We start from the raw sequence: 26,132 nt of genomic DNA on the forward strand, positions 1-26,132 counted from the left end.
CAATCTGATTAAAAAGTCCAAAAAGAGAAGTCCGGAAAAAATAGCCGGACTTCTTTTGTGTATTATATACAAAAAGAATATGGATTCCCATTTGCCGCACATCGACAAGACCAATTATCCGTGTTTTTATGACATACTTTTCCGTCACAACTACCATGGTCACATGTGATACCATAATCATCGCAATTACAAGTATTAACATCATTACCGCAAATCGAACAAATATCAGTCTCTCCCCTTGCCAGAGCCATTATACTTGTCAAAGACAAATCAATGACAGATTCTTCACTATTGAATGCAAGATTCACATTTATAGCAGCCAAGGCTGCTATTACTACCTCATAATATTCATCTTCGGCTAATGCTTCGATGTTTTTAATGACCAAATTATTGAGGTCGTTGTCTTTTTGTAAATAGAGGTAGCAACTTGCTGTAATTAGGCAAATCACCAGGGGTAGTTTTAGAATAGTTTTTTTCATGACTGATCGTTTTGTTGTTCAACGATGCAAATATAGTCAACCGTTTAAATAATGAATTGGAGGGTTCCGGACTGTACGTGGAAAAGTTGACTAAGAAAGGACTTAGAATTTGTGTCTGTAGTTATAATTGAACTTGATTATATTCGAAAACGGAGCGTACTGCTAAAAAACTTTTGGCAAATAGATGCTTAATCCTGTGTTTTTGTATTAAATGGATTTGAAATACTCAAAACAGCTTACGTATATATTGCTCTGGATAGGTGTTTTAGAGATATGTTTAATACATTATTTAACAATTTCCTTTTTTGTTCTCGAATTTCTTACCAAATTCAATTTGGTTTAAACAAAAATTCATCTCATTTAAAACGAATTTTTTTTCGTTTTAAATGAGATTTAAGTTTATTGCAGTAAAAAAATATGTTAAATATGCTTTCTCCTTGATAGGATTGCTCATCTTTTAGTTCCAAATCTTATGTTTTTAGGCATGTTTTTTCTACAGAAGGCCTCTGATGGTTGGATGAAATGGTTTTTAATAAGTCTTGTGAAATCGGAGATCTGGGAATAAATAGTTACAATATATAGGTGTATTATTTAAAATTGACCTTTTTTCTTCTTTTCTTGGGTCAATATGGTAAAATCGAATGTCCGGAGAATTGCATAAAAATCTCCTTGTAAGATCCTGGGGCGTTATATCCGGGTAATTAAGTACTTAAATTATCATTTTGATATTTTGATATGATAATCTTAACAACCGTGGCAGATAATTTGTTTTATATACAAATGACCGGAGGTCATGACTGTAAACAGGATGTTGAATGTTATATTATAAACAAATATGAGCTTGAAAGAGTCGTACTGGAAATATTCCCTGATCACTATCATTCTGGTAATGGGAATCATACTTTTTATCGAATTTACTCCGTTTCTGGGAGGAATACTCGGTGCATGTACCATTTATATATTATTGCGAAAGCAACTGCAGTACCTGACAGAGAAGAGACATTGGAACCGTAGCCTGGTTGCCATATTGCTATTACTTGAAACCATCTTGTGTTTTCTGATACCATTGTCTCTGGCTGTCTGGTTGTTCGTTAATAAACTTCAGAATATAAACCTGAACCCATCCGAACTGATCAGTTCTTTTGAGCATATCGCTGACCTGGTCAGGGAGAAGACCGGCTTTGATGTATTGGAAAAAGATAATATCTCATCTATTGTCTCTGTCCTGCCTAAGATCGGACAGGCCCTGATGGGAGGTATCAGCGGTTTTGCAGTGAATGTGGCAGTTCTGGTTCTTATCCTTTATTTTATGCTGATCGGAGGGAGTAAGATGGAAACATACATTTATGAAATCCTGCCCTTCAGCAAAGAAAATAAACGCGAAGTACTGAAAGAGATCAATATGATCGTTACCTCCAATGCGATCGGTATCCCTCTGCTGGCAATCATCCAGGGTGTTATCGCGATGATCGGATATTGGGTGTTTAATGCGCCTAGCCCGTTTTTATTCGGTTTTCTGACCTGTTTTGCGACTATTATTCCAGTTGTGGGAACTGCTTTGGTGTGGCTGCCTCTTGCCGTTTACATGGCTTTGACCGGCGATTGGGTAAATGCGCTGGCTTTGACAGCCTATGCACTGATCGTTATCACTAACGTGGATAACCTGATTCGTTTTATCTTACAGAAAAAAATGGCGGATACCCATCCGCTGATCACGATTTTCGGAGTAATAATCGGTTTGTCCCTGTTTGGTTTTATGGGAATTATATTCGGTCCGCTCCTGATCTCTGTCTTTATACTTTGCTTTTCGATGTTCAAAAAAGAGTATTTGGATAAATAAAGGGGAATGACCCCGTTCAATAACTGAACGGAGTCATTTTTGCATATGCTTTATAGTCTTTGATCATTCCGGGATAGCCCTCTTCGGCACGCGGCAGGTAACGGAAGCCGGAGACTGTTACATTTTCGCGCAAATCAATGACTACCTGATGCGGGTATTTGGCTCCTCTGGCCGTACTCCAGTAAGTGGATTCCTGCAAGTCGAATATTTTATCGGCGGTAAAATTACCTCCGTAAGTTTCTTCGCTGTCTGCATAAGCGATCTTCCAATGCTGGCGGCTGAGCGGTTTGCCGTTCTCATCCAGCAGATAAAACTCGGCGATGGCAGCGTTGTCTTTTCCATCCTGGGCGTTGAGAGCTTCCAGACAGAAATGACTGGCCTGTACAGGAGCATCGAATTTTACCTCCTGCCAACCGTTTCCTGCCTTTAAAGAACCTTGTCCCACAGGCTTTTCGTTTTTCAGGTTCAGGTTTTGCCCTTCTTTGCGGTTGGTAAGCGGTGCTTCCGGACGCAACATGTCGAGTATCGGTGTTTTCAGGCCTTTGACAGATGCTTTTTCCGGTCCTTTCAGGTCGAGAACGATAATTTCGTTTTCTCCCTTTTTAAGCCAGCAACCCGGCATAAATAATGTTTGCTGAGGGCCGATTTCCCAGAAACGTCCCATGGCTTTTCCGTTTACCCATATCATACCTTTTCCCCAGGTCTGCATATCCAGGAATACATCGCCGGGAGTTTCGAGATTGAAAGTAGCACGGTAATAAGCAGGCGCTTCAACCTTTTTACCCGGTGTATATTTCTTATCTTTTACAAATGAATAGTCTACAGGGAGATTATATACCTGCCAGTCCTTCAGTTCGTCGGATGAGGATTCGGTGATCAGTGCCACTTTGTTCGTGATACCTTTCCGGTCGTGTATCGCCTTGTCGAAATTGACACGTCCCATTGCTTCGATCAGGATATCCAGTCGGGCGCCGGCAGCTGTAGCCGGTAATTTAATCGTGAATTCTCCGCGGCGGCGGTCCAGGCGGCCAATCAGTTTACCGTCGATGAAAACTTGTGCCCAATCATGCACTTCGTCTATTAATAAGGTGGTACCTGCTTTGACTGCCGGCAAGGTGGTACGATACAAGATGCTGCCCCAGCCCTGGTCGAACTGCTCCATCGGTTTGATGTCGCGGCTGGTTTTAGGTTCCGGCAGGTTCTCGAATAACAGAGCCGTCTCTTTCAGTTCAAACTCGGGTATCTCGATCACCGGGAATGCGTCGGGAATTTCGGGTTGTACTTCACCCGGAGCCATATAGTTTGCCATGAATTCGCGTAGTTTGTGATATTTGGGTGTTGCCCAACCTGCTTCGCTGATCGGGGCATCGTAATCGTATGAACTGCACATGGCTGAATAGGCCGGACTGTTTGCGCCTCCCCAATGTCCGAAGGTCGTACCTCCGTGGGTCATATAGAGGGAGAAAGAAATATTGCGGTCCAGCATGTCCCTGAGTCCGGCAATCATTGTTTCCGCATCACGTGTTTCATGTTTCCGTCCCCAATGGTCGAACCAGCCGCTCCAGAACTCGCTACACATTAGCGGGGTGTTCGGACGTACTTCCTTCAGTTTCTTGAATTGTTCGTCGATATTGGCTCCGGTACCGAAATTAACGGTCCATACCAGATCGTCGAGTGCATTGTTCAGGAAGTTGGAACTCCAGTCACACTGGAACAGGGGAACGTCGGTAAACCCGGCATCGCGCAGGATATCCCGGTTTTTGGCAATATACGATTTATCGGTCGCATAAGAACCATATTCGTTTTCAACCTGTACCATAATAATATTACCGCCCCGTGTAATCTGCCTGTCGGCCAGTTGTTTGCCGATCTCATTCATATAGATACGTGTACGTTCTATGAAATACGGGTCGTTTGTACGCAGCTGTATATCTTCTTTTTTCAATAACCACCAAGGCAGGCCTCCCATTTCCCATTCGGAACAAACGTACGGGCCGGGACGGAGCATGATATACATACCGTTTTTCTGAGCCAGACGGCAGAATGCAGCAATGTCGTTTTGTCCGCTGAAATCGAACTCGCCCGGTTTCTGTTCATGGATATTCCAAAACGCATAGATGCAAATCGTATTCATGCCCAACGCTTTGCACATCTGGATACGATGTTCCCAATATTCTACGGGGATTCGGGTGTAATGGATTTCGGCGGCCTTTATAATGAAAGGCTTGCCGTTTAGCAGAAATGTTTTGTCACCGATTTCAAAAGTGCCGTTGCTGCCGGACTGATTTTTACATCCGCTCAGTACGCAAATCAACATGACCATCAGGAGTGATACGGTCTTCATAAAGTGATTCATGATAAAAATTAAGTTTATAAATATTTTCCGATGGTAAAAGTAGATAAAAGAAAAGAAAATACAGGTATAATAATCAGTCATATTGGATAAAAATCGGCTCTGTTTTACTGAAATTATGTACCTTTGCGGCATAATTCAAGTAAACGTTGAACAAAAATGAAAAAGTTAATGATGATTCCGTTGGTTGCTGTCGGTATGATAACAATGTCGGGATGCAGTCAGTCACCTGTGAAGGAAACTGCAAAAAATGATGCCATCAACCTGGCAAATCTGGACACTACAGTGGCTCCTGGTACAGATTTCTATCAGTACGCTTGCGGAGGCTGGATAAAGAACAATCCTCTGAAGCCGGAATATTCCCGCTTCGGCACATTCGATCAGTTGATTGAGAATAATCAGGAACAATTGCGTACGCTTATCACAGAGCTGGATTCCAAACCCCAGGAAGCCGGAAGCGTTGCTCAGAAGATCAGCATGCTCTATGAAATGGGATTGGATAGTGTAAAACTGAATACGGAAGGGTTGGCTCCCGTCAAGGAACAATTGGATGCAATTAACCGTCTGGGAACGAAAGCGGATGTTGCCAAAATGGTGGCAACCTTGCATAAAGAAGGAATGGCTCCTTTCTTCGCTTTGTTCGTCGATGCCGATGAGAAGAACAGTTCTATGAATATCGTACAGATGTATCAGGCAGGTCTCGGTATGGGTGATCGCGATTATTATCTGGTGGAAGACGATGCCTCCGTAAAAATGCGCGATGCGTATAAACAATTCATCAACCAGTTGTTCACATTGACCGGTGCTTCTCCTGAGCAGGCCGAAGCTGCTGTCAATGCCGTAATGAAAATAGAAACAGGCATCGCCAAAAGTTCTTTCAGTCGTGAAGACCTGCGCGACAGCCAGAAGAACTATAATAAGATCAAGTTGCAGGAGTTCAAGGCAAACAACAACCCGCTCGACTGGGACGTTTATTTTGAAAGCTTGGGCTTGATGGAAATTGAATATCTCGATGCCAAACAACTTCCGTTCTATGAAGCGTTGGGCGAATTCATGAAAAATGTTTCTATCGACGAACAGAAATACTACTTGGCTTTTAACCTCTTGAATGCGGCTGCTCCTTACCTGAGTGATGATTTTGTGGCAGCCGAATTTGACTTCTACGGAAAAGTGATGTCCGGAAAGCTGGAACAGAAACCGCGTTGGAAACGTTCGCTGTCTACAGTGAACAGTGCCTTGGGCGAAGCTGTCGGCCAGATGTATGTGGCTAAATACTTTCCGGCTTCTTCCAAGGAAAAGATGCTTGAGCTGGTAGGAAACCTGCAGAAAGCATTGTCGGAACGTATCGCAGGTCTGGAATGGATGAGCGATGAGACAAAAGCGAAAGCGCAGGAAAAACTGTCTGCTTTTATCGTAAAGATCGGTTACCCTGATAAATGGCGTGACTACAGCGCTTTGGAGATCAAGGATGATTCTTACTGGGCAAATGTGTGCCGTTCGAATATCTTCGATATGGAGTACCAGCTGGAACAAGCAGGTAAACCGGTCGACAAAGCCCGCTGGGGAATGACACCGCAGACTGTAAATGCCTACTACAACCCGACAACAAACGAAATCTGCTTCCCGGCAGCTATCCTTCAGCCTCCTTTCTTTAACCCGGAAGCTGACGATGCCGTTAACTATGGTGCTATCGGTGTGGTGATCGGTCATGAAATGACACACGGATTCGACGACCAGGGACGTAATTACGATAAAAACGGTAACCTGGCCGATTGGTGGACTCCCGAAGACGCAGCCCTCTTTACGGAACGTGCCGACCGTCTGGTTCAGCAGTACGACTATATTATCGTTGCAGACAGTGTTCATGCGAACGGACGTTATACATTGGGAGAAAACATCGCTGACCAGGGCGGTTTGCTGGTTTCTCACCTGGCTTACCTGAATTCCCTGAAAGGTAAAACTCCGGCTCCGATCGACGGATTCACAAACGAACAACGTTTCTACCTGGGATATGCAACCTTGTGGGGACAAAATATCCGTCCTGAAGAAATCCTGTTGCTGACAAAGATCGACCCGCACTCATTAGGTAAATGGCGTGTAAATGCCGCTTTGCGTAATATCGACACTTTCTATTCGGCATTCGATATTAAAGAAGGCGACCCGATGTACATGCTGCCTGCCGAACGGGTAGTTATCTGGTAATACATAGAATATATAATGTGAAGGAGGTGTAGCAAAACAGGCTTTTGCTACACCTCCTTTTTATATCTCTGAATATCGCTTTTACGTAAAGATGAACTTCAGTATAAACAAGGCTGCCAGTATATACATGGTAATGCTGATATCCTTATGCTTGCCGCAGAACAGTTTTACCAATACATAGCAGAGCAGTCCCAACACCATCCCGTCGGCAATGGAGTAGGTGAGGATCATCATAATGATGGTGATAAAAGCCGGTAGTGCTTCCGACATATCCTCCATGTCGATTTTGGAGATCGAATCCATCATAAACACGCCGACAAGCACCAGCGCCCCGCTTGTGGCTGCACTGGGAATCAGCAGGAACAACGGCGCAAAAAACAAAGCCAGGATAAACAGCAGTCCGGTTATCAGTGAAGTGAAACCCGAACGTCCTCCTTCCGCAATACCCGAGGCACTCTCCACATACGTCGTTATGGTGGAACTTCCCATCATCGCCCCGATCGTAGTACCTATCGCGTCGGACATCATCGCCTCTTTCACATGCGGGATATGCCCGTCTTCTCCCATGATCCCGGTCTTCGAAGCCAGGCCGACCAATGTCCCTACCGTATCGAATATATTCATAAACAATAAGGTAAAGATCACTACTGCCATATCCAGTGTAAAGAACTCGGAAAAATCGAACTTACAGAATGTCGGTTCCATCGAGTGGGGCATGGAGACAGGAAGAAATCCTTCCGGTATTTCCGTCACCCCCAGCGGGATGCCGATCAGGGTACAGATCAGGATACTGTAGAACAATGCGCCTTTCACCTTTTTGACAATCAGTATGCCGCTTAACAATATCCCGACCATCGCCAGGACCGAAGACGGCGTAAAGGCCCCGAACATCACATAGGTGACAGGGTTGGATTCAATGATCCCCGCATTCTTCAACCCTATGAATGCAATGAACATGCCGATCCCAGCCGATATGGCATACCGCAGGTTCATGGGAATGCTGTTAAGTATGATCTCCCGGATATTCAGAAAAGTAATAAGGATGAATATCACCCCTTCGACAAACATCGCCGTTATCGCCGTCTGCCAGGAATATCCCATGCCCTGTACCAGCGTGAAAGCAAAAAATGCGTTCAGCGCCATGCTAGGTGCCTGTGCGAACGGCAGTTTGGCCATAAAGGCGAGGAGCAGGGTGGCAATTGCGGAAGCCAGAGCCGTGGCCGTAAAAACTGCTCCTTTGTCCATACCGGTAGTTCCCAGGATGGATGGGTTCACAGCCAGGATATAACTCATTGTCAGGAATGTGGTTATACCTGCGATAACTTCCGTACGGATTCTCATGGTTTGTTTATCAAACCCTAAAAGTTTTTGTATCATGCCGGTTTATTTAATCGAATGTCCATTTTACAGCAAGTGTCGGAATAGTATAGAAGCCGTTCCGTCCTCCGAAGTTATGGCTTAACTCCACTTCACTGCCCACACTCAGTTTAAATTTCTCGTCTACGCCTTTTATCTTGTTCAGGTTTACCCATATCTGCGGTTCGGAGAAAAAAATAAAGTTCCCGTGGTCGTTCTTTTCCCGCCACCAGTCGGCAAAGCCACTGAAAGTACACAGGCCGTTCTTGGCAAAATGAAGATACCAGGTGGTTGTCAGCTGGAAATTATTGGGTGTTTTATGCTTCTGGATATATTTGTACATGGCGGTGAAAGTGATTCCCCTGCTGAAATCCTTGCTGTTATAAGTATAGGTGGCACCGCCCAGGTAAGCATTGTTGTAGGAGGCTCCCTTCATCAGCCCGCCGTTATACTCTACGTGGATGGAAAAAGGCGGTTGCCAGAAACTCAGTTCGCGGGCAATCTCCCAGTAAGCCGAAGCGACCCCGCTGCTCTTGTAGTCCATATCCACGAAAAAATAGGTGCTTCCCCATTTATCCGGTTTGAACATTTCCACGGTGGAGGTCAGTGCCGGACGCCCGTCCAGGTCCTTGTCGTACAAGGCGCCTCCAAAATCATAATGTAACTGAACATTTTGCGCTTTCCCACAGAAAACGGCAAGTAATAGGACTGCTAGGGTAAAAAACTTTCTCATTCTGATCGTTTAAAATATGTATGGAAGCCACAAAGGTATAAAAAAAGCAAGACCTTCAAAAAAGCCCTGCTTTTACACGATCAGATCAGATCCCTGAGCAGCCATGCCAGGTAGCATAAATACACAAGTATAAGCGCCCACCCTTCGGCACGTGAAATCTTTTGTCCGCTTTTCACCAGTGGAAGCAGGAGCAGGGTTAATCCCAGCATAACCAGCAGGTCGACGTAATTGACGTTTTTGGCAGCGATCGGACTTACTACAGAACTGGTTCCCGCTATAGCCAGGATATTGAACAGGTTGGAACCGACAATATTCCCGATCGCAATATCCGGATTCTTTTTGAGGGCCGACACGACCGAGGTGGCCAGTTCCGGCATGCTTGTTCCGGCGGCAACGATAGTCAGTCCGATGACCGCTTCGCTGACACCCAGTTCCTGGGCGATGGATACGGCATTGTTGACCAGCAGGTTGGAGGCGAAGATCAGGATCACCAGGCCGCCCACGATATACAGGACATCTTTATACCAGGGTTCAGGTTGTTTCTCCAACTCCCCGATCTGTTCTTCCACTTTCTTTTCATGTTTGCGTGAATAGTACAGGCTGAAAACCGTATAAATAATGATGCCCGCTAAAAAGAAACAACCTTCCAGCCTTCCGAGTACCCCGTTCCAGAACAGGAGCGTGAAGACGGCGGTGGCGACGATCAGTATGGGAATATCCAGGCGGGTAAGCTGGCGTTTGGCCTGTAGCGGTTGGATGGCGGCGGATATACCGAGAATGGCGGCGATATTGAAAATATTGGAACCGATAATGTTCCCCACGGCTATATCACCCTGCCCGGATAAGGACGCATTCAGGCTGACCACCAATTCCGGGGCACTGGTACCGAATGCAACGATCGTAAGACCGATCACCAGGTTTGATATCTTTGCTTTCAGGGCTATCTCCGTACTACCCTTTACCAGCCAGCCTGCTCCGATGTAGAGAGCAAACAGCGAAAGAACTAATAATGTTACGCTTGTTATCATGGTCGCAAATTTACTAATCTTTTTATTACAATGTCCGGCTTCCTGTTGTCCGGTGGATGTTGCCACCGTAACCAAGTAAACAGCAAGTTATTTTTTAGGCAGAAAAACGCACCTCGGATAACCCCGGATCGCTCCGGAATAACAGCAGGAAGCAACTAGACATTTCAGTTAGGGTTGTTAGGAATATTCGTATTAGTGATTTAATATTCGTATTCTTCCTTAGGCTCTTTGGCTGCCTGTCTCAGTTGTATGCCACGGAGTATGACCATGGCGACTGTTACCAGCCCTAATGCTCCCATTGTTACATCTTTTGTGATAGCGTTTTCAAAATCGGTTGTACCGATCAACACCAAAATGATAAACGACACCATCATGACGGCATCTACCAAATCTTTATTTATCTTCATTTTATTAAACTTTTTAATGGTTACTTTTGTTCAAACATGCTTATTCTTTTTCTTCGATAGCAGTTTCTTCAGCAGAGCCGGTATTGCTCAAACCTTTCATGATGCCATATAATCCATATCCCAGAGCACCCATTACCACCAATAACTTCAGGTAATCGTTAGGAATGATAGAACTACAAGCTAGTACGCAACCAACAACAGTTATAATAACAGAAACATAAATACGTGTTTTATTTGATTTTTTAGTAGACATAATATTTCATTTTTAGTAATTAATAATTAATGACCGGATTGTTTCGAAGCCTTACTTATCAATGTGACAGGCAGTGTCGGCAATCCGAAGAGAACGCATGGCGTTCTTGACAAGGCCTCAGCGAAGCCGGTGTAGCCTTGATCTTTTGATTACTTTTGGATCAAGCCAAAAGTAATTATCAATTACTAAATAATGAGTTTCCGCAGAGCAAACACATGTTCCCCCATGCGGCAAAGAAGGGTAGACAGATTTATGGTTTGACATTCTGATACATTTTCCAGCACTTTCCGTTGTGCATTCATCTCCTTCAGGCGGATATCCTGAAGTACTTTTTCCGCTATTTTCAGCGTGCGCAAATGAAATGTATTATTAGTCGATTGAACCGTTCTGCGTGCAGTCAGACCTTTGCTTTCTTTCAGGTCGGTACTTAATACGTTCAGGTAATATTGTACATCCGCAGAACCTTTTTCCTTCATGACTGCCTCTTTTTGAGCCACAGCGATGTTGTCGCTTTCAACCTCCTCCTGGGGAGAAAAAAGCAACATGCCGAAAAGCAGAGTCAATATGAACAGAAAATTTTTCATGCTGCAAAGATATACGAATTCCTATTAAAAAAACAAATCATTGTGGTTTTTGTTTATACTTTTGTCCGTTAAAAGTGAACGAGGAAAGATGGAAAGAGAGAAGAGCCTTTTTAAATCATGGGTGGAGGCCGCGCGCCCGAAAACGCTGCCGGCATCGTTAAGTCCTGTGCTGCTGGCATGTGTTTTAGCCTGGTGCGAGGGAGTATTCCGGTTGATACCGGCCCTTTTGTGTTTTGGAGTAGCTTTGCTGGCACAGATAGCCAGTAACTTTGCCAACGATTATTTTGATTTTAAAAAGGGAGCCGACCGGGAAGACCGCTTAGGGCCCGAGCGTGCCGTCGCTCAGGGATGGATCACTCCGAAAGCCATGCTGAAAGCCACTTTTCTCACCTTGGGCTTGTCGTGTTTCTGCGGATGTATGCTGCTGTTTTATGCCGGGTGGGAGTTGATACCCGTCGGTATTGCCATCGCCCTTTGTGTGTTGGCATACTCCGCTGGGCCTTTTCCGCTGGCCTATAACGGTCTGGGCGATGTCTGCGTGGTGCTGTTTTACGGGATCATCCCGGTATGCTTCACCTATTATATACAGGCGCTGTCCTTTTCCCTGTTATCATTTCTGCTGTCCGTATCGGTCGGATTGTTTTCCACAAATATCCTTGTCGTGAACAATTATCGTGATTATGTGCAGGACAAGGCATCGCATAAGCGGACCACCATCGTCCTTTTCGGGCGCGGTTTCGGCCGGATATTCTACCTGTTGAACGGGGTAGTGGCGCTTTTGCTGGCTATGCCCCTGATGCTGGACGCACCTTGGTGGATACAGTTCCTGTTCGCCGCCTTTTTTGCCCTCTTTTATGCGACCTGGCGGCAACTTTACCGTTTTGAAGGACGCGAACTCAATAAGACCCTGGGTCATACCGCCCGCAATGTCTTTCTCTTCACCCTGCTGTTATCGCTTCTGTTAATCTCGTTAACGACAGGATTATAGCGAAAACACTGCTAATCCCCATATCAGCGACTTGTCTAATTGCTCTCCGCATAAGCCTCAAATTCAAAGTCGGCAAAAACCTGGTGATTAATTCGTAGAATATGATGGATGTCATATCTTTTCATTATCTTTGGCAGCATACAAAAACAATATCATCATGAAAGAAACCAAACCATATGATCTTCCTAAAGAAGGACCGAAAAATATAGTATCGGAACCAATGGCAGAATATCAAAGTATGTCTTCTTTGCAACTGGAGGCAGATAAAGCTCGTTTAATACGGGCTATAGTAAATATTGATAGTAAATTGGTATTTGATAAAGTGAAACAACGGCTTAGAGATATATTGAATCTCAGAGAAGAAGTTGTAGTAGAACCGGAACCAGATAGTAAAGAGTACATTATGACTGGCTTAAAAGAGGCATTCCTGGAAATGAAAGAGGTAAAAGCCGGAAGAAGTCAATCAAGACCAGCCGAAGAACTATTGAAAGAACTTATGGAAGAAAGGGACGGAGAGGATGATTGAGATGAGAACTGATCTGGGAGATGGTATTCATAAAGTTCGCGTAGCTATTAGTAGTAAAAATAAAGGAAAAAGTGGAGGTGCCCGAATAATAACTGATATTACTGCTATTCTCAGTTTGGAAAAAGGAGTAATAACATTACTTTATATCTATGATAAAAGTGAACGAGGTAATATTTCAGATAAAGAGATAGATGAGTTAAAAAAAATTCTGAAAGAAATCCCATCGAATAATTCTTATAAATGAAACAAAGCCCTGCGGAGTCCCCGTAGGGCTTTTTGTATGCTTTTGGAGAGGATGATCATGGTGACGGCGATGATAATAAGGAGGATGCCGATGGCCAGATTGAATGTGAACGGTTCGCCGAAGACGAGTACACCTACGAAGACAGCGGTAACGGGCTCCATAGCTCCCAATACGGCAGTCAGCGTACCACCGATATTATGGACGGCCAGTACCAGGGTGATATTTGAAATGACTGTCGGGACAATAGCCAGAAGTATCAGGTTGATTAGCGACATCATGTCGGGGATCGGTTGTATCCCTTCGTTGGTGCTTGCTTTAATGGAAAACAGGATGGTGCTGACAATGAATACATAGAATGTCAGTTTTCTGCCTGTCATCGTATGCACTCTCGATTTGTTGACGGTAGTAATATAAAGCGCATATCCGACAGCAGACAGGAGTACGATAAATACGCCCAACACACTTAGCTTCATCTCTCCTTCAATGATCGACAGACGAGCAACCCCGCAGATTGCCAACCCAATAGCCAACAACGTTACCCACGATGTTTTTTCGCGGAAGAACAATAACATGATAAGTGTAACGAATATCGGATAAGTGAAATGTAACGTAGTGGCGATCCCAACGGACATAAAGTTGTATCCCCAGAAAAGAAACATGGCCGAAGCCGTGTAAAAGAACCCCAGCAGGACCAACACCGGTATATCTTTTTTGTCGATGCGCAGGGATTCCTTTTTACTAGCCATAATACACACCAGTACTATCGAGGCAAACAGAAAACGGTAGAAAAGGATCGAATCAAACTGCATCCCCTTTGCCATCAGCGGCAGGGTGAATAACGGGATCAAACCGAAAGTCGCGGAAGTGGCAATGCCGTATACAAATCCTTTTATGTTACTGTTCATCTTTTTACCTTTTGCTAAAACGGCTGCAAACATACAAAAAAGCCGTGATATTTTCAGGTTATATCACGGCTCTTAAATATTATTTCAGATGATTAAACAAGCAATCCAGCTGCCACTTCTTCTGCCACCGCTTCATTTTTGATGGCGGCTACCAGGGCAAGACCGAAGTTTATGACCAGTCCCGGACCTTTTCCGGTTATTACGTTGTCGGATACTTCTACTGCTTCGCCGGTAACGTTGGCACCGATCAGTTTCGGTTCGAAGCCAGGATAACAGGTCGCGTTGCGACCTTTCAGCAAGCCTAGTCCGCCTAAGACCATCGGAGCAGCACAGATAGCGGCAACGATTTTACTGTCGCGGTATTGTTGCAGCAAGGCTTCCTTTACCGCTTCTGAATCGTTCAGGTTGGCTGCACCGGGCATGCCACCGGGGAGGACCAAAGCATCGGCATCTGCCAGGTTTACCTTCTCCAGAGTAGTATCGGCAGTAACCGGAACATTATGTGCTCCCGTTACGACAGGGTTAGCTGTGATGGAAACAGTTGTCACTTCAATACCTCCGCGGCGCAGGATATCGACTGTACCCAAGGCTTCCATTTCTTCGAAGCCGTTGGCTAAAAATACAATTGCTTTCTTCATATTACTTCCTTTATTTTAGTTTATACACATAGGTGATCGTACCGCTCTGGTTGTTCGCCCCGCTGATGCTATTGAACTTAGCACGTTTGGCGGCATCCAGTGCGCTTTTACGCATGGAGGCGTTGTCGATGTTGGTACCTCTTCCTATTTCTGCAAATATCACATTCCCTTTCGGGTCTACCGTGATGTTGATCACGATCTTGCCTTCTTCCTGGATGGTGTAAGCGGGACGGGGCAGGCCTCCGGCTCCGATGGAACGACCGTTCAGGTTGAACGAACCGTAACCGCCTACGCCTTCGTTTGCTCCGTGGTCGGAGTTGCCGAACGGACTACCCTGGTTACCTGTTCCGGTTTCTGCATCGCCTTGGCTGTTACCTTCTGCACCACCGATACCGAATGCTCCGGCAACGCGGTTACTGATGGCCTGTTCCTTCTTGCGACGTTCTTCTTCCAGACGTTTCTTTTCAGCCTCTTCACGTTTGCGACGGTCTTCTTCCTCTTTCCGTTTACGCTCTTCTTCTTTCTTTTTTTGCTCTTCCTTCTTCTTGGCATCAGCCATGGCAACACTTTCTTCGATGTCCTGCGTAATGACTTCCTCCTTCGGTGTCTCTACCGGCGGAGTAGGTGGAGGGGGAGGCGTGGTCGTTTCCTGTGGCAATTCCTGTCCCGTATATTTGGGTTCGAAGGTACCGGCTGCGGAATTGACGTTTCCGAAATTGACAAGGACGCCCCCGTCTTCTTCCGGAATCTCCGTCCGTAGTACCGTGAACAACAGGATCAGAAAGATCGCCAGGTGGAAAGCGACTGAACCGGCTATACTGTATATGTCATCTTTGTTGAATTTCATATCTATTATTTCTGCGCACGGGTGGCGAGCACCATCTTGAATTTGTTTTCGTTCGCTATGTTCAGGATCTTTACGATTTCTTTATAAGGAACTGTTTCGTCAGCATAAAGGGCGACGAACATTTCGGGCTCTTTTGCATAACTGTCTTGCAGGAACGGGGTGATCTCGTCAAACGTGACCTGCGTTTCCCGCTGGTTACCGAAGGCTACGTAGTAGTTCAGGTTGGCATCGATGGTAACCCGTGTAAGCGGTTTGGCTGCCGTCTGCTTCTTGGCTTGCGGCAATGTTACCTTGATGGCATTCGGAATGACTACCGTAGAGGTGACCATAAAGAAGATCAACAGCAGGAATATGACGTCGGTCATAGAGGCCATGCTGAAGGCTTCGTTTACTTTTGTTCTTCGTTTTAGTGCCATTCGCTTTGTTAATTTGCCGGTTCGTTCAATAAGTCCATAAATTCCATGGTGCGGGCTTCCATTTTGTTCACCACGTTATCCACCTGCGATACGAGGTAGTTGTAAGCAAACAAAGTGATGATACCGACAACCAGACCGCCTACGGTTGTTACAAGAGCTTCGTAGATACCGCCTGAAAGCAGGGATACGTCTACGTTTGTTCCGGCATTAGCCATATCGAAGAAGGCACGTACCATACCGGTTACTGTTCCGAGGAAACCGAGCATGGGGGCTCCGGCGGCTGTCGTAGCGATCAGCGGGAATCCTTTTTCAAGTTTTGCAATTTCCAGGTTACCTACGTTCTCGATAGCCACAAGCACGTCGTTCATCGGACGGCCCAGGCGGGTGATACCCTTTTCGATCATACGGGCGGAAGGAGTGTTGGTGCTGCGGCACAGGTTGAGGGCCGAGTCTACTTTTCCTTCGTGGATATAGTCTTTGATACGGTTCATGAAATTCTGGTCTTCTTTACCGGCGCGACGGATAACCAGTAAACGCTGGATAAAGATATAACCTGCCATTAGTGATAACAGCAATAGTACAACCATGATCCACCCTCCTTTGAATGCAAGGTCTATCACATTGATCTCTGCTTCAGTGGGGACTGTTACTGCCGTCAGATCCGGCATCTGCTCTGCTGTCTGTGCCCCTACTGCCTGTAGGGAAAGTAAAATACTCATAGGTTTGTATACTTATTCGTTAATATTAATTCGTTATTTCTGTTGTAAACACGCTTTGTATAGGGAGATTGTTTCCTGTAATCCGTGATATAAAGCATCGCAGATCAGGGCATGGCCGATGGATACTTCTTCCAGCCAGGGGATATTCTGACTGAACCAGGCCAGGTTTTCCAGACTCAGGTCGTGACCCGCATTGACACCCATGCCCAGGTTCTTAGCCAGTTGGGCGGCGGCAACGAACGGTGCGACAGCCTCTTCCTTGTTAGCCGGATAATTGGTTGCATAGGGTTCTGTGTAAAGTTCGATACGGTCTGTTCCTGTTTTCGCAGCCAGTTCGATATTGGCAAGGTCTGTTCCTACAAAAATAGAGGTACGGATCCCCTGTGCAGTGAACGTATCCACTAATTCACTCAACTGGTCGAAATGTGTTTTCACATCCCATCCGGCATTCGAAGTGATGGCATCGGGAGCATCCGGTACGAGTGTGACCTGTGTCGGCTTAACCTTCAGAACCAGGTCTATAAAATTGTTACAGGGATATCCTTCAATGTTAAATTCTGTCCTGATCAGAGGTTTCAATCCATACACATCACTGTATTTGATATGTCTTTCATCCGGACGGGGATGAACTGTAATTCCTTGTGCGCCGAAATTTTCGCAATCCTGGGCGACTTTTAAAATGTCAGGCATATTACCACCGCGTGCGTTACGAATGGTTGCTACCTTGTTAATGTTTACACTTAAATTTGTCATCGTATATCGTTATATCTTTTTTCTTTCATTACATTTGCACAAAAGTATCGGCAAATTTAGCAGAATTAAGGGAATTAACAGAATAATGTTGGTGAAAGATTTCATAACGAAGGAACTTCCTGTGTTAAAAAGTTTTGACACAGGGGAATATGCTTTAGCGCTAATGGATGATTTTAAGTTAAAACATCTACCGTTATTGAGCGAAGGGATATATCGTTGCCTGATCTCGGAAAAGGATCTTCTGGCTATGCCTGATCCTGCGGCAACGATTGGCGAACCGATTCTGTTTGCTCCCAGTGTAATGGAAAATACACATATTCACGAGGCGCTGGCATTGATTGCCCGCTATCAGTTGAGCCTGCTTCCGGTTGTTACTCCGGAAGGGGAATACCAGGGGGCGATCACGCGGGATAAGCTGATCGATATCCTTTCGGAATTGTGTAATGCCGAGACTTCGGGCAGCGTGTTCGTCCTGGAGGTGATGCCGCAGGATTATTCGCTGACGGATATAGCCCGGTTGGTCGAGTCGAACAATGCGCATGTCCTGAACCTGCTTTCATACACGGATAAGGATACCGGACGCTTACATCTTATTATAAAGATAGACCTGGAGGATGCCTCACCGGTGATCCGCAGTTTCGAGCGCTTTAACTATACTGTCCTTTATTATTTCATGGAAAAAGGGATGGTAGATGATCTGTTGCAGCAGCGGATGAACGAATTGTTGCATTATATGAATATCTAATTGATTGAAAGTTATGAGAGTTGGCATATTTGGTAGTAAATATCAGGTAGAAAAACAGAGCCAGATAAAACGTTTGTTTGAAAAACTGATATCCCAGGAAGCGGAGATCTACGTAGATGTACGTTTCTATAATTTTCTTACTGATATACTCAATTATGAACCTCCGGTGGCAGGACTGCTGACCGATGATAATTTTGATCTCGATGTCGCCCTGAGTGTGGGTGGAGACGGAACGTTCCTGCGTACGGCTGCCCGTGTGAACCGGCAGGATATTCCTATTCTCGGAATTAATACCGGGCGTCTTGGCTTTCTGGCCGATGTCGGAGGTAATGATATAGAAGACACGTTGGAGGAGCTGTTTAAGAACTATTATAAGATAGAAGAGCGTACCCTGTTGCGGCTTCATACCGAAGAACGGGCCTTTCATGGGTATAACTATGCCTTGAATGAGATCGCTATCCTGAAACGCGATACTTCTTCCATGATCACGATTCACACTTCTTTGAATGATGAATACCTGGCTTCTTATCAGGCGGATGGTCTGCTGATCGCAACACCGACAGGTTCTACCGCTTATTCCATGAGCGTAAACGGACCGATCATCATCCCGCAAAGTAAGAATATCGTATTAAGTCCGGTTGCACCTCATTCCCTGAATGTGCGCCCGCTGATCATACCGGACACCTATACGATCACGTTGGGAGTGGAAAGCCGGAATAAATCCTTTCTGATCTCTCTCGACGGCCGTTCGGAAATCTTTCCGGCAGGTATCCAGCTGACAGTGACGAAAGCAGACTATACGACGAAAGTAATAAAAAGATATAATCATACCTTTTATCAGACTCTCCGTGAGAAGCTGATGTGGGGGCCGATGCAAGAATGAAGTAGGGATAAGGTAGTGTAAAACTGCTCTAAAAAGATGTTTTATAGCATGTATTTGTTAAATCATATTAAACAAATGAGATTTCCAAGCGAAATATTATGCTACATAACATAAAGTCTCTATATTTGCACTGTGTTTTTCATGGTATTAGATTTAAGGTTAACAATGAAGATTGGCTGTCCGTGATGGATGGCCTTTTTTGCGTTTATAAGGTTCCTGTTTAAAATGCTTCTATAAAGTAAACGACAAAGCCTCCTGTATTGCTGAGTATGGGTGAAAAGTAGCCCGACTCAAAAGTCATTATCCAAACTGATAGGAGTAAGCCCTTCCCGTCTCAGTGATCTGCCTACTCGATAAGTAAATTGACAGCTACTTATCGAGTAGGCGGTATGGTTACTTAGTAAGTAGGTAGCGGTCTGCTTATTAAGTAGATTTAGCCTTACTTAATAAGTAGGCTTAGCCCTTGTTTGGTAGCAGGTTTGTGTTTAGATGGAACGGCATTTTTTTATTGAAATATCATCGAAAATATTTTGTTATATCAGATAAAGAATACTATCTTTGCATTGTCAACAAAGATTGACTTCATCGATTTTTATAAATGCTAATAGTTGCATTTTTTTTGGCTTAAATCTAAATTAAGCCGGTCGGCTAGTAGTTCTGCCGATAACAATATGCCCATTCTTACAAAAGTAAGTCTGTTGCAAGAAGTGGGAGGGAAACTTTTCTTCTAGAAGGGGGAAGAAAAGGGGTAGAGTATCTCTTCGATCCTTATTATAATCACTTTTTTATACTTAAAGAATATGGCACTAAAATTTAGACGTGTCAAAAAGTCGTTCGGTTTCGATAAATCGAAAACCGAAAAGTATTTGGTAGTTCCTGAAAGGGCAACTCCAGTGGGATTTGGATATCTTTGCGAAGAAATCGCGATGGTATCGGGTGTTAACAAAGGAATGGTTAGAGCAACTCTGTATGGGTTGGTTTCTTCCATGAAAACCTTCATTCAACAGGGACATACTGTACAGGTGGAAGGGTTCGGGAGCTTTATCCCATCTTTTAATGCCAAGAGTAGCCTTGTGGAAAGTGAGGCCAATGCGGATTCCATCCGAAAGATGAAGTTGCGTTTTGTTCCGTGCGCGGAGCTGCGTGAAATGATGGAGCGGATGCGAATGGATTTTAATGATAAAGACAGTACCAACGACACCAAAGTTCCTTCCGGAGGAGGAAGTGAAGGTGGAGGGGACAGACCGGAGATAGAATAGTTTACGGTATGTTGTAAGATTGTTCCCCGGATCGAGATTTTCTTGGTCCGGGGAATTTTATTTTGAGAAGTATCTTTGGGGGATATGGAAAAAATCCATATATATTGCGAATAAACCAGTAAATTTATAATGGATGGAGGTCGTTCTCAACGAATATCACAAAAAAGCAAACGCCAGGAAACTTCGGACTGTAGCCTCTTGGAACAAGCTGAAGCTTTCGCACAAAGAGTGCTTGAATCAGTTCAAGCGCTTGCGGGAACAGCGAATTGCAAGGGAGTCCTGACTGTAGTTATACGCTTATAGGATTTTCATCCAATAAAAATGGTAAAGTGTGTGCTGTATTAACTCAGCAATATATTATTTCAGAACGTGAAGCAACAGAAGAAGAAATACATGACGAACTTTTGAAGAGTGGATTTCATTCATTCGGAAATGAATGGTGAGTATCATACAAATGGGTTGTATGATATTTTTGATGCGTCTCCTAATAATGTTCTCGTAGGTATTGATGGTTGTTTATATTTTATAGATACTATTATTTACCAGTCTGATGAAGATAATTTTTCTATTTATAAGAGTCAATCCCCTAAATATTTTAATCGATAGCATTTTACTTTATTTCTAAATAATCCTTTGGTATAAAGAAAAAGTCTATATCTTTGTCTTGTTCTCACGCCGATTTTACGGGTGGGAGCAGACATATATTTGAAAGGCGTTTATTGACGTCTTGTCTTCGGTTTCTCAAACTTCGCAACTTTGAACTACATTAGAAGACAGGGCAGCGGTAGATGTCTACGTGATTTGTTATATAGTATACTTCATGCGTCTTTTGGCGCATGAATGTATATTTTGTACATATCGGCGTGGGCTTCAACGTTGCTTATCCTAGTGTAGTGGGCATGCGAAGGCCTGAGAAACGGGATAAGTGACAGGCGAATCCCGCGCTTTTTTTGTATATGCTGATTTATAAGAACTAGACACTAGTTATTAATATTTTAAATGTAAATCAGATGAATACAAAAAGTATTTTTCTTTTATGTATGTGGCTCTTTGCCGCATGTTTCTTGCAGGCACAAGATAAGATGCCGCAAGCTATCAGTTACCAGGCTGTAGCCCGTGATGCGCAGGGTAGAGTAATTGCCGAAAAGACAATCGGTATCCAAGTAGAAATCTTGAAAGGTTCAACAACCGGCACTGTCGTTTTCTCTGAAACGCATTCTCCGACAAGTAGTCAAACCGGGACGGTCAATCTCCTGATCGGTCAGGGTACACGTAAAACCGGTACATTTTCTTCTGTTGATTGGGGAGTAGATACCTACTTTCTGCAATTAAGCATGGATTTGAACGGTGGAAGTAATTACGAAAAAGTTTCGGCGATACAGATGTTGCCGGTGCCGTATGCGTTGTATGCGGCAAAGGCAGGAGTCGCAGAGAATGGTGGGAGTGGAAATACAGATAACATGAATACAATCAAATTTACTTTTGTGGTAAATGATGATAATGTAGAAGAAGATCTTTATCCCTTATTTTCAGGTGAATTGATGAAAAATAGTAATGACATACTCCTTAGATTTACTTTATTATATTTGGACGGGGTCGATCAAGAACTTACAGTTTCAATAGATGGTTTATCCCCTCAAGAAAACGAAATAGGAAAATCGAGTTGTGTAGGACGCATGTTTTATCTGACTTATGAGAATGTTTCTGACGGAAATTACACATTGGCCGTCCGTGATAAAAAGAACAATGTGGTAAAAGAATATCCTTTTACTTTTAAGACATTAAATAAATAATATGAAAAGCATGAGAACATTATTTTTATTATCAGTTAATCTTTTATTTACTACTGTCATGATTTTGCATGCACAGGATAAGATGCCGCAAGCAGTTAGTTACCAAGCTGTAGCCCGTGATGCACAAGGTAAAGTTGTTGCTCAAAAGGCGATTGGCATCCAAGTAGAAATCTTGAAAGGTTCGACAACAGGTGCTGTCGTTTTCTCTGAAACTCATTTTCCGACGAGTAGTCAAACCGGAACGGTTAATCTCCTGATCGGTCAGGGTACACGTAAGATCGGTACATTCTCTTCCGTTGATTGGGGAGCAGATACCTATTATTTGCAATTAAGCATGGATTTGAGCGGTGGAAGTAATTACGAAAAAGTTTCGACGACACAGATGTTGCCGGTGCCCTATGCGTTGTATGCCCGTTATGCAGAGAGAGCAGGTGTAGCTGAGGATGCTGGAAGTAGTGGGAGTTCTTCTGAAAATGTAAAATTTGTTTTGATAAAGGATGATGATAATGACGATGATAATTGGTTGCATAATATTTTGCTGGGAAATGAAGTAGAAGGTGATACTTCTAATGATTATCCATTTGAGTTAGATTTTAGTATTGTTTATTTGAATGGAATAAATCAAGAACTGAATGCTGTTATTGAAGAATGGCCGGAAGGAACAGTTTTATCAGAAAGTTCTAAAGAGAAAACTACGCCTTCTTCTCCAATGGGGCGATTTTGTGCAATCAGAGCTAATATGCCTAAAGGTAGATATAATCTCAAATTATTGATAAAGAATAAAACTGGAATCACAGTAAAGGAGTATCCTTTTGTTTTGAATATGAAAGATAGAGAATATTAGATGTAAATTAAAATTTAATGATATGAAATACATATACTTATTTGTATGTTTTTTTTGTACAACCCTTCAAGCCCAGACTCTTGAAGGAGCCTTTTCTTTTCAAGGAGAAGAAATTGCAACATCAAACATCCTGTTGACTGCTATCGGAGGTCAACCCTTTGAAGGAACAACTGTTGAAATGCCATTATATTTTGGTTTTATCGAAGTGGTTTCCACTGCCAACGAATATACGAACGTCTCGGCTCTTACCTTGGAAAAAGATCATGTTTCGGCAGTAGTAGGAGAACAGTTACAGTTGACGGCTGCCTTTTCTCCGGTAGAGGTGGATAACCCGATGGTTAGTTGGTACTCGTCAGACCCTTCGGTGGTGGCAGTAAAGGATGGTGTTGTTTCCGCATTGCAAGAGGGAAAGGCAACGGTGACGGTGGTTTCTGCTAGTGGTCTTTTTGCGGATCAGTGCGAGGTGACAGTGAAATCTGATCCTACCTCAATAGAAGAGGTGAGTAGTGGTAACCGCATTTATCCTACTGTTACAGAGGATTATCTTTATGCCGATTTGCAACAAGCGCAAACGATTTATATCATAAATGTGTCAGGTAAAGTATGCGAAAAAGTCCAGTGTCAGGCTGGGCAGAATACTATATCGATGCAGGCATATCCTATCGGAGTCTATTTTATCCGTATGGATAGTAAAGTCGTTAAGGTGATAAAACGGTAGAATCGTATTATTCTACCAACCCAAACTTTTCTCTGGTAGTAATAGGATTTCTTTCCGATTACTACCGGAGTTTTTTATAATAGAAATATGCCGTAGAAACATGTTGTGTAGCATATGTTTGTTAAATCATATTAAACAAATGAGGAAAATAAGCAAAATATTATGCTGAATAACATAAAACCTCTATATTTGCACTGTGTTTTTCATGGTATTAGATTTAAGGTTAACAATGAAGATTGGCTGTCCGTGATGGATGGCTTTTCTGTTTTATAGACGTATCGGTCTTTATTTCCGTGGAAAAAGACTTATCTTTGTACTTCTTAAAACGTAAAAGCTTCAAATAAAGATATGAAAAGAATATTCTGCCCCAAATGTGATAATCAGTTATCATTCGATGAAACAAAGTATCCCGATGGGAAAATCCTGGCTTTTGTATGTCCTCAGTGTGGTTCCCAGTTTAAGATAAAACTGGGTAGAAAGACTGTGCGTACAGAGTCCGGACAGGAAAAAGAAGTGAAGGAACCTGATTTTTCCTGTGGTTATATCACTGTGATCGAGAATACTTTTGGCTTTAAACAGGAATTGCCGCTTGTGATGGGGGATAATATGATAGGACGAAGGAATAAGGACACGGAAGGTGTGGATGTTCCTATTATTACCAGTGACCCGAGTGTGGGGCGTAAACATTGTATTATTAATGTGAAACAGGACAGGGATGGAAAATTCGTTTATACCTTGCGCGATAACCAGAGTATGACCGGCACATTCCTCCGCAGTGTACTGCTGGGAAAAAAAGAACAGGTACGGATCGGTGAAGGAGCTATCGTGACTATGGGGGCTACTACTTTTATTTTACATGTTCCGGGAGGGGAAGAAGAGGAAGATTTTTAAATTAAACTTAGATACTGCTCCGGAGTGAACGATCTCTTACATCAGGGCGATAAGGGAGATAGGGGGAATTGGCGTAGGTTTCGGGAGAGATGGATACAAGATTACCTTTCATCTCCGGTGCAGCTCTAAAGTTTAAATCTCATTATTCATGCTTTTTGTTTAGTTGTTCAACGATAAAACAACTATAAGTCTATTTGGCTCACGGCAATTTACGTAAAGAATCAAAAAGAACTGAAAGAAAAGTTTTGTTAAAGCCCTGTGTTAATGCAGGTGTCGCTTTATGAATCAAAGCGAGTTGTCTGTATATTACAATAATTATAAATGTTAATTGAGGAATTTTTATAATTGAACTCTGTCTGTTTTTAACACTTTGGATCATCCGTTTTACCTGATTATAATGAAAGGATGGTTCCTTGTCCGTTATTTTATATGTACTTTTGCAGCTCAATAGGCAATAAGGTTCACAAATGGGACAAAATAAGGTTGAATCGGCAAGTGGGATTACCTTCCGTATTTTAGTGGCATTGAGCATATCTCATTGTATAAATGACTCACTGCAATCTGTAATTACAGCTGTTTATCCGTTATTTAAAGATGATCTGGCATTGAATTTTGCGCAGATCGGGTTGATTACACTGGTTTACCAATCGGCGGCATCGGTCTTTCAGCCGGTTGTTGGATTATACTTCGATAAACGCCCTTCTCCGTGGTCGTTACCGATCGGGATGAGTTTTACGTTGATCGGCTTGCTCAGTTTGGCGTTTGCAAACTCTTTGCATTGGGTTTTGTGTTCTGTGGCTTTGATTGGAGTGGGATCGTCGATATTCCATCCGGAGGCTTCGCGGCTGACGTCGTTGGCATCGGGAGGCAAAAGAGGACTGGCTCAGTCATTATTTCAGGTGGGGGGAAACCTGGGGGGATCGCTGGGGCCGCTATTGGTCGCTATCCTGGTGGCACCTTACGGACGGAGCCATATTGCCTTGTTCTCTATTCTGGCTTTCATCGCTATCCTGATCATGACTTCGGTAGGACGTTGGTACAAGGGGTTGCTTTTGCGGTTTAAACGTGAAGATGTCGGGACTTCGAAACGTCATATCGAAATGCCGTTGCCGTTGGGGAAAACGATATTCTCCATATCCATCCTGTTGATCCTTATCTTTTCCAAATATATTTATATGGCGAGCCTGAACAGTTACTATACTTTCTATCTGATAGAGAAGTTCGATGTGAGCGTTCAGTCATCGCAGTTGTTCCTGTTTCTTTTTCTGATAGCGACTGCCCTGGGAACTCTGATGGGCGGTCCGATCGGTGATAAGGTAGGACGTAAATATGTTATCTGGGCATCCATTCTCGGTGCGGCTCCTTTTTCTCTGTTAATGCCGCATGTACATAGTTTATATCTGACGGCAGTTCTGAGTTTTTGCGTCGGACTGACATTATCGTCTGCTTTCCCGGCAATTCTGGTATATGCACAGGAGTTATTGCCTTATAAATTAGGACTGATCTCCGGTTTGTTCTTTGGTTTTGCTTTTGGGGTGGCGGGGATCGCTTCGGCTGTGCTGGGGAATCTGGCCGACCAGTATGGTATCGAGACGGTTTATAATGTGTGTGGCTATATGCCGCTGATCGGACTGGTGACCTGGTTTTTACCGGACTTGAAGAAAGCCTCGGAAAAAGGAAGTTAGTTCCCGCTGAACAATCCCCGAGAGGGTGTTGTTATTAATCATA

The 26,132-nt window shown here is 43.7% G+C and carries 27 protein-coding genes and 1 pseudogene; 14 read left to right on the forward strand and 14 right to left on the reverse strand.

Features of this window, described 5'->3' with window-relative positions:
• Positions 1-62 precede the first annotated feature (62 nt).
• Positions 63-479 carry an NVEALA domain-containing protein gene (locus tag C825_RS10985; protein ID WP_010802488.1) on the reverse strand — a complete coding sequence of 139 codons (417 nt, stop codon included), beginning with the start codon at positions 477-479 and terminating at the stop codon, positions 63-65.
• A gap of 835 nt (positions 480-1,314) precedes the next feature.
• On the opposite strand from C825_RS10985, the gene C825_RS10990 reads away from it, so the two are divergent.
• A complete protein-coding gene (locus C825_RS10990; RefSeq protein WP_007658800.1) occupies positions 1,315-2,319 on the forward strand; it encodes an AI-2E family transporter in 1,005 nt (334 codons plus the stop codon).
• A gap of 16 nt (positions 2,320-2,335) precedes the next feature.
• Here the strand turns inward: C825_RS10990 and C825_RS10995 are convergent, their stop codons facing one another.
• A complete protein-coding gene (locus C825_RS10995; protein WP_010802489.1) occupies positions 2,336-4,675 on the reverse strand; it encodes a beta-galactosidase in 2,340 nt (779 codons plus the stop codon).
• A 156-nt stretch (positions 4,676-4,831) separates the two neighbouring features.
• Here C825_RS10995 and C825_RS11000 point away from each other — a divergent pair, with 156 nt between their 5' ends.
• A complete protein-coding gene (locus tag C825_RS11000) occupies positions 4,832-6,874 on the forward strand; it encodes a M13 family metallopeptidase (RefSeq protein WP_010802490.1) in 2,043 nt (680 codons plus the stop codon).
• Between the two features lie 81 nt (positions 6,875-6,955).
• Here the strand turns inward: C825_RS11000 and C825_RS11005 are convergent, their stop codons facing one another.
• The 6 genes from C825_RS11005 to C825_RS11030 all read right to left on the reverse strand — a co-directional run bounded on the left by C825_RS11005 (position 6,956) and on the right by C825_RS11030 (position 11,235).
• Entirely contained in the window at positions 6,956-8,251 is a 1,296-nt protein-coding gene (locus tag C825_RS11005; RefSeq protein ID WP_010802491.1) for an NCS2 family permease, read from the reverse strand.
• A 10-nt stretch (positions 8,252-8,261) separates the two neighbouring features.
• On the reverse strand, positions 8,262-8,963 hold the full coding sequence (locus C825_RS11010; protein ID WP_010802492.1) for a nucleoside-specific channel-forming Tsx family protein: 702 nt from the start codon (positions 8,961-8,963) through the stop codon (positions 8,262-8,264).
• 80 nt (positions 8,964-9,043) lie between these two features.
• Positions 9,044-9,991 carry a calcium/sodium antiporter gene (locus tag C825_RS11015; RefSeq protein WP_007658792.1) on the reverse strand — a complete coding sequence of 316 codons (948 nt, stop codon included), beginning with the start codon at positions 9,989-9,991 and terminating at the stop codon, positions 9,044-9,046.
• A gap of 200 nt (positions 9,992-10,191) precedes the next feature.
• Positions 10,192-10,398, reverse strand: coding sequence for a hypothetical protein (locus tag C825_RS11020; protein WP_010802493.1), 207 nt, complete (start codon positions 10,396-10,398; stop codon positions 10,192-10,194).
• A gap of 40 nt (positions 10,399-10,438) precedes the next feature.
• The gene (locus C825_RS11025) at positions 10,439-10,651 is read right to left on the reverse strand and encodes a hypothetical protein (RefSeq protein WP_007658790.1); all 213 of its coding nucleotides are present in this window, start codon (positions 10,649-10,651) and stop codon (positions 10,439-10,441) included.
• 185 nt (positions 10,652-10,836) lie between these two features.
• Positions 10,837-11,235 (reverse strand): hypothetical protein, encoded by a 399-nt coding sequence (locus C825_RS11030; protein ID WP_007658789.1) that lies wholly within the window; start codon positions 11,233-11,235, stop codon positions 10,837-10,839.
• 88 nt (positions 11,236-11,323) lie between these two features.
• On the opposite strand from C825_RS11030, the gene C825_RS11035 reads away from it, so the two are divergent.
• The 3 genes from C825_RS11035 to C825_RS11045 all read left to right on the forward strand — a co-directional run bounded on the left by C825_RS11035 (position 11,324) and on the right by C825_RS11045 (position 12,993).
• Complete coding sequence (locus C825_RS11035; RefSeq protein WP_010802494.1) at positions 11,324-12,223, forward strand: 1,4-dihydroxy-2-naphthoate polyprenyltransferase; 900 nt, start codon at positions 11,324-11,326, stop codon at positions 12,221-12,223.
• 157 nt (positions 12,224-12,380) lie between these two features.
• Positions 12,381-12,749 carry a hypothetical protein gene (locus C825_RS11040; protein ID WP_010802495.1) on the forward strand — a complete coding sequence of 123 codons (369 nt, stop codon included), beginning with the start codon at positions 12,381-12,383 and terminating at the stop codon, positions 12,747-12,749.
• A complete protein-coding gene (locus tag C825_RS11045; protein WP_010802496.1) occupies positions 12,742-12,993 on the forward strand; it encodes a type II toxin-antitoxin system RelE/ParE family toxin in 252 nt (83 codons plus the stop codon). The genes C825_RS11040 and C825_RS11045 overlap by 8 nt, the downstream gene beginning before the upstream one ends.
• On the opposite strand, the gene C825_RS11050 is transcribed toward C825_RS11045, so the two are convergent.
• The 6 genes from C825_RS11050 to C825_RS11075 all read right to left on the reverse strand — a co-directional run bounded on the left by C825_RS11050 (position 12,984) and on the right by C825_RS11075 (position 17,271).
• Positions 12,984-13,898 carry a DMT family transporter gene (locus C825_RS11050; RefSeq protein ID WP_044214837.1) on the reverse strand — a complete coding sequence of 305 codons (915 nt, stop codon included), beginning with the start codon at positions 13,896-13,898 and terminating at the stop codon, positions 12,984-12,986. The two genes, C825_RS11045 and C825_RS11050, sit on opposite strands and share 10 nt — an antisense overlap.
• 92 nt (positions 13,899-13,990) lie before the next feature.
• Positions 13,991-14,536, reverse strand: a complete 546-nt coding sequence (locus C825_RS11055) for a DJ-1 family glyoxalase III (protein WP_007658776.1) — start codon at positions 14,534-14,536, stop codon at positions 13,991-13,993.
• A gap of 10 nt (positions 14,537-14,546) precedes the next feature.
• Positions 14,547-15,383 (reverse strand): energy transducer TonB family protein, encoded by an 837-nt coding sequence (locus C825_RS11060; RefSeq protein WP_007658775.1) that lies wholly within the window; start codon positions 15,381-15,383, stop codon positions 14,547-14,549.
• A 5-nt stretch (positions 15,384-15,388) separates the two neighbouring features.
• On the reverse strand, positions 15,389-15,799 hold the full coding sequence (locus tag C825_RS11065) for an ExbD/TolR family protein (RefSeq protein ID WP_007658774.1): 411 nt from the start codon (positions 15,797-15,799) through the stop codon (positions 15,389-15,391).
• Positions 15,800-15,807: 8 nt separating this feature from the next.
• Positions 15,808-16,518 (reverse strand): MotA/TolQ/ExbB proton channel family protein, encoded by a 711-nt coding sequence (locus C825_RS11070; protein ID WP_007658773.1) that lies wholly within the window; start codon positions 16,516-16,518, stop codon positions 15,808-15,810.
• A 33-nt stretch (positions 16,519-16,551) separates the two neighbouring features.
• Entirely contained in the window at positions 16,552-17,271 is a 720-nt protein-coding gene (locus tag C825_RS11075; RefSeq protein ID WP_007658772.1) for a pyridoxine 5'-phosphate synthase, read from the reverse strand.
• A gap of 85 nt (positions 17,272-17,356) precedes the next feature.
• Here C825_RS11075 and C825_RS11080 point away from each other — a divergent pair, with 85 nt between their 5' ends.
• The 9 genes and pseudogenes from C825_RS11080 (at position 17,357) to C825_RS11120 (ending at position 26,089) form a co-directional block, all read left to right on the forward strand.
• A complete protein-coding gene (locus tag C825_RS11080; RefSeq protein ID WP_010802499.1) occupies positions 17,357-18,016 on the forward strand; it encodes a CBS domain-containing protein in 660 nt (219 codons plus the stop codon).
• 13 nt (positions 18,017-18,029) lie between these two features.
• A pseudogene (locus tag C825_RS11085) lies at positions 18,030-18,904 on the forward strand (NAD kinase).
• 795 nt (positions 18,905-19,699) lie between these two features.
• The gene (locus C825_RS11090; RefSeq protein WP_007658749.1) at positions 19,700-20,158 is read left to right on the forward strand and encodes an HU family DNA-binding protein; all 459 of its coding nucleotides are present in this window, start codon (positions 19,700-19,702) and stop codon (positions 20,156-20,158) included.
• 329 nt (positions 20,159-20,487) lie between these two features.
• Positions 20,488-20,601: a hypothetical protein gene (locus C825_RS11095; protein WP_224265646.1), complete on the forward strand. Its 114-nt coding sequence runs from the start codon at positions 20,488-20,490 to the stop codon at positions 20,599-20,601.
• Positions 20,602-21,168: 567 nt separating this feature from the next.
• Positions 21,169-21,951 (forward strand): DUF8740 domain-containing protein, encoded by a 783-nt coding sequence (locus C825_RS11100; RefSeq protein WP_010802502.1) that lies wholly within the window; start codon positions 21,169-21,171, stop codon positions 21,949-21,951.
• Positions 21,952-21,961: 10 nt separating this feature from the next.
• Positions 21,962-22,795, forward strand: coding sequence for a DUF8740 domain-containing protein (locus C825_RS11105; protein ID WP_228099998.1), 834 nt, complete (start codon positions 21,962-21,964; stop codon positions 22,793-22,795).
• A 22-nt stretch (positions 22,796-22,817) separates the two neighbouring features.
• Positions 22,818-23,513, forward strand: a complete 696-nt coding sequence (locus tag C825_RS11110) for an Ig-like domain-containing protein (RefSeq protein WP_010802504.1) — start codon at positions 22,818-22,820, stop codon at positions 23,511-23,513.
• A 348-nt stretch (positions 23,514-23,861) separates the two neighbouring features.
• Positions 23,862-24,404 (forward strand): FHA domain-containing protein, encoded by a 543-nt coding sequence (locus C825_RS11115; RefSeq protein ID WP_007658742.1) that lies wholly within the window; start codon positions 23,862-23,864, stop codon positions 24,402-24,404.
• A 467-nt stretch (positions 24,405-24,871) separates the two neighbouring features.
• Positions 24,872-26,089 (forward strand): MFS transporter, encoded by a 1,218-nt coding sequence (locus tag C825_RS11120; RefSeq protein ID WP_010802505.1) that lies wholly within the window; start codon positions 24,872-24,874, stop codon positions 26,087-26,089.
• Positions 26,090-26,132 lie beyond the last annotated feature (43 nt).

It is taken from the genome of Parabacteroides sp. ASF519 (assembly GCF_000364265.2).
Classification (GTDB): domain Bacteria; phylum Bacteroidota; class Bacteroidia; order Bacteroidales; family Tannerellaceae; genus Parabacteroides; species Parabacteroides goldsteinii.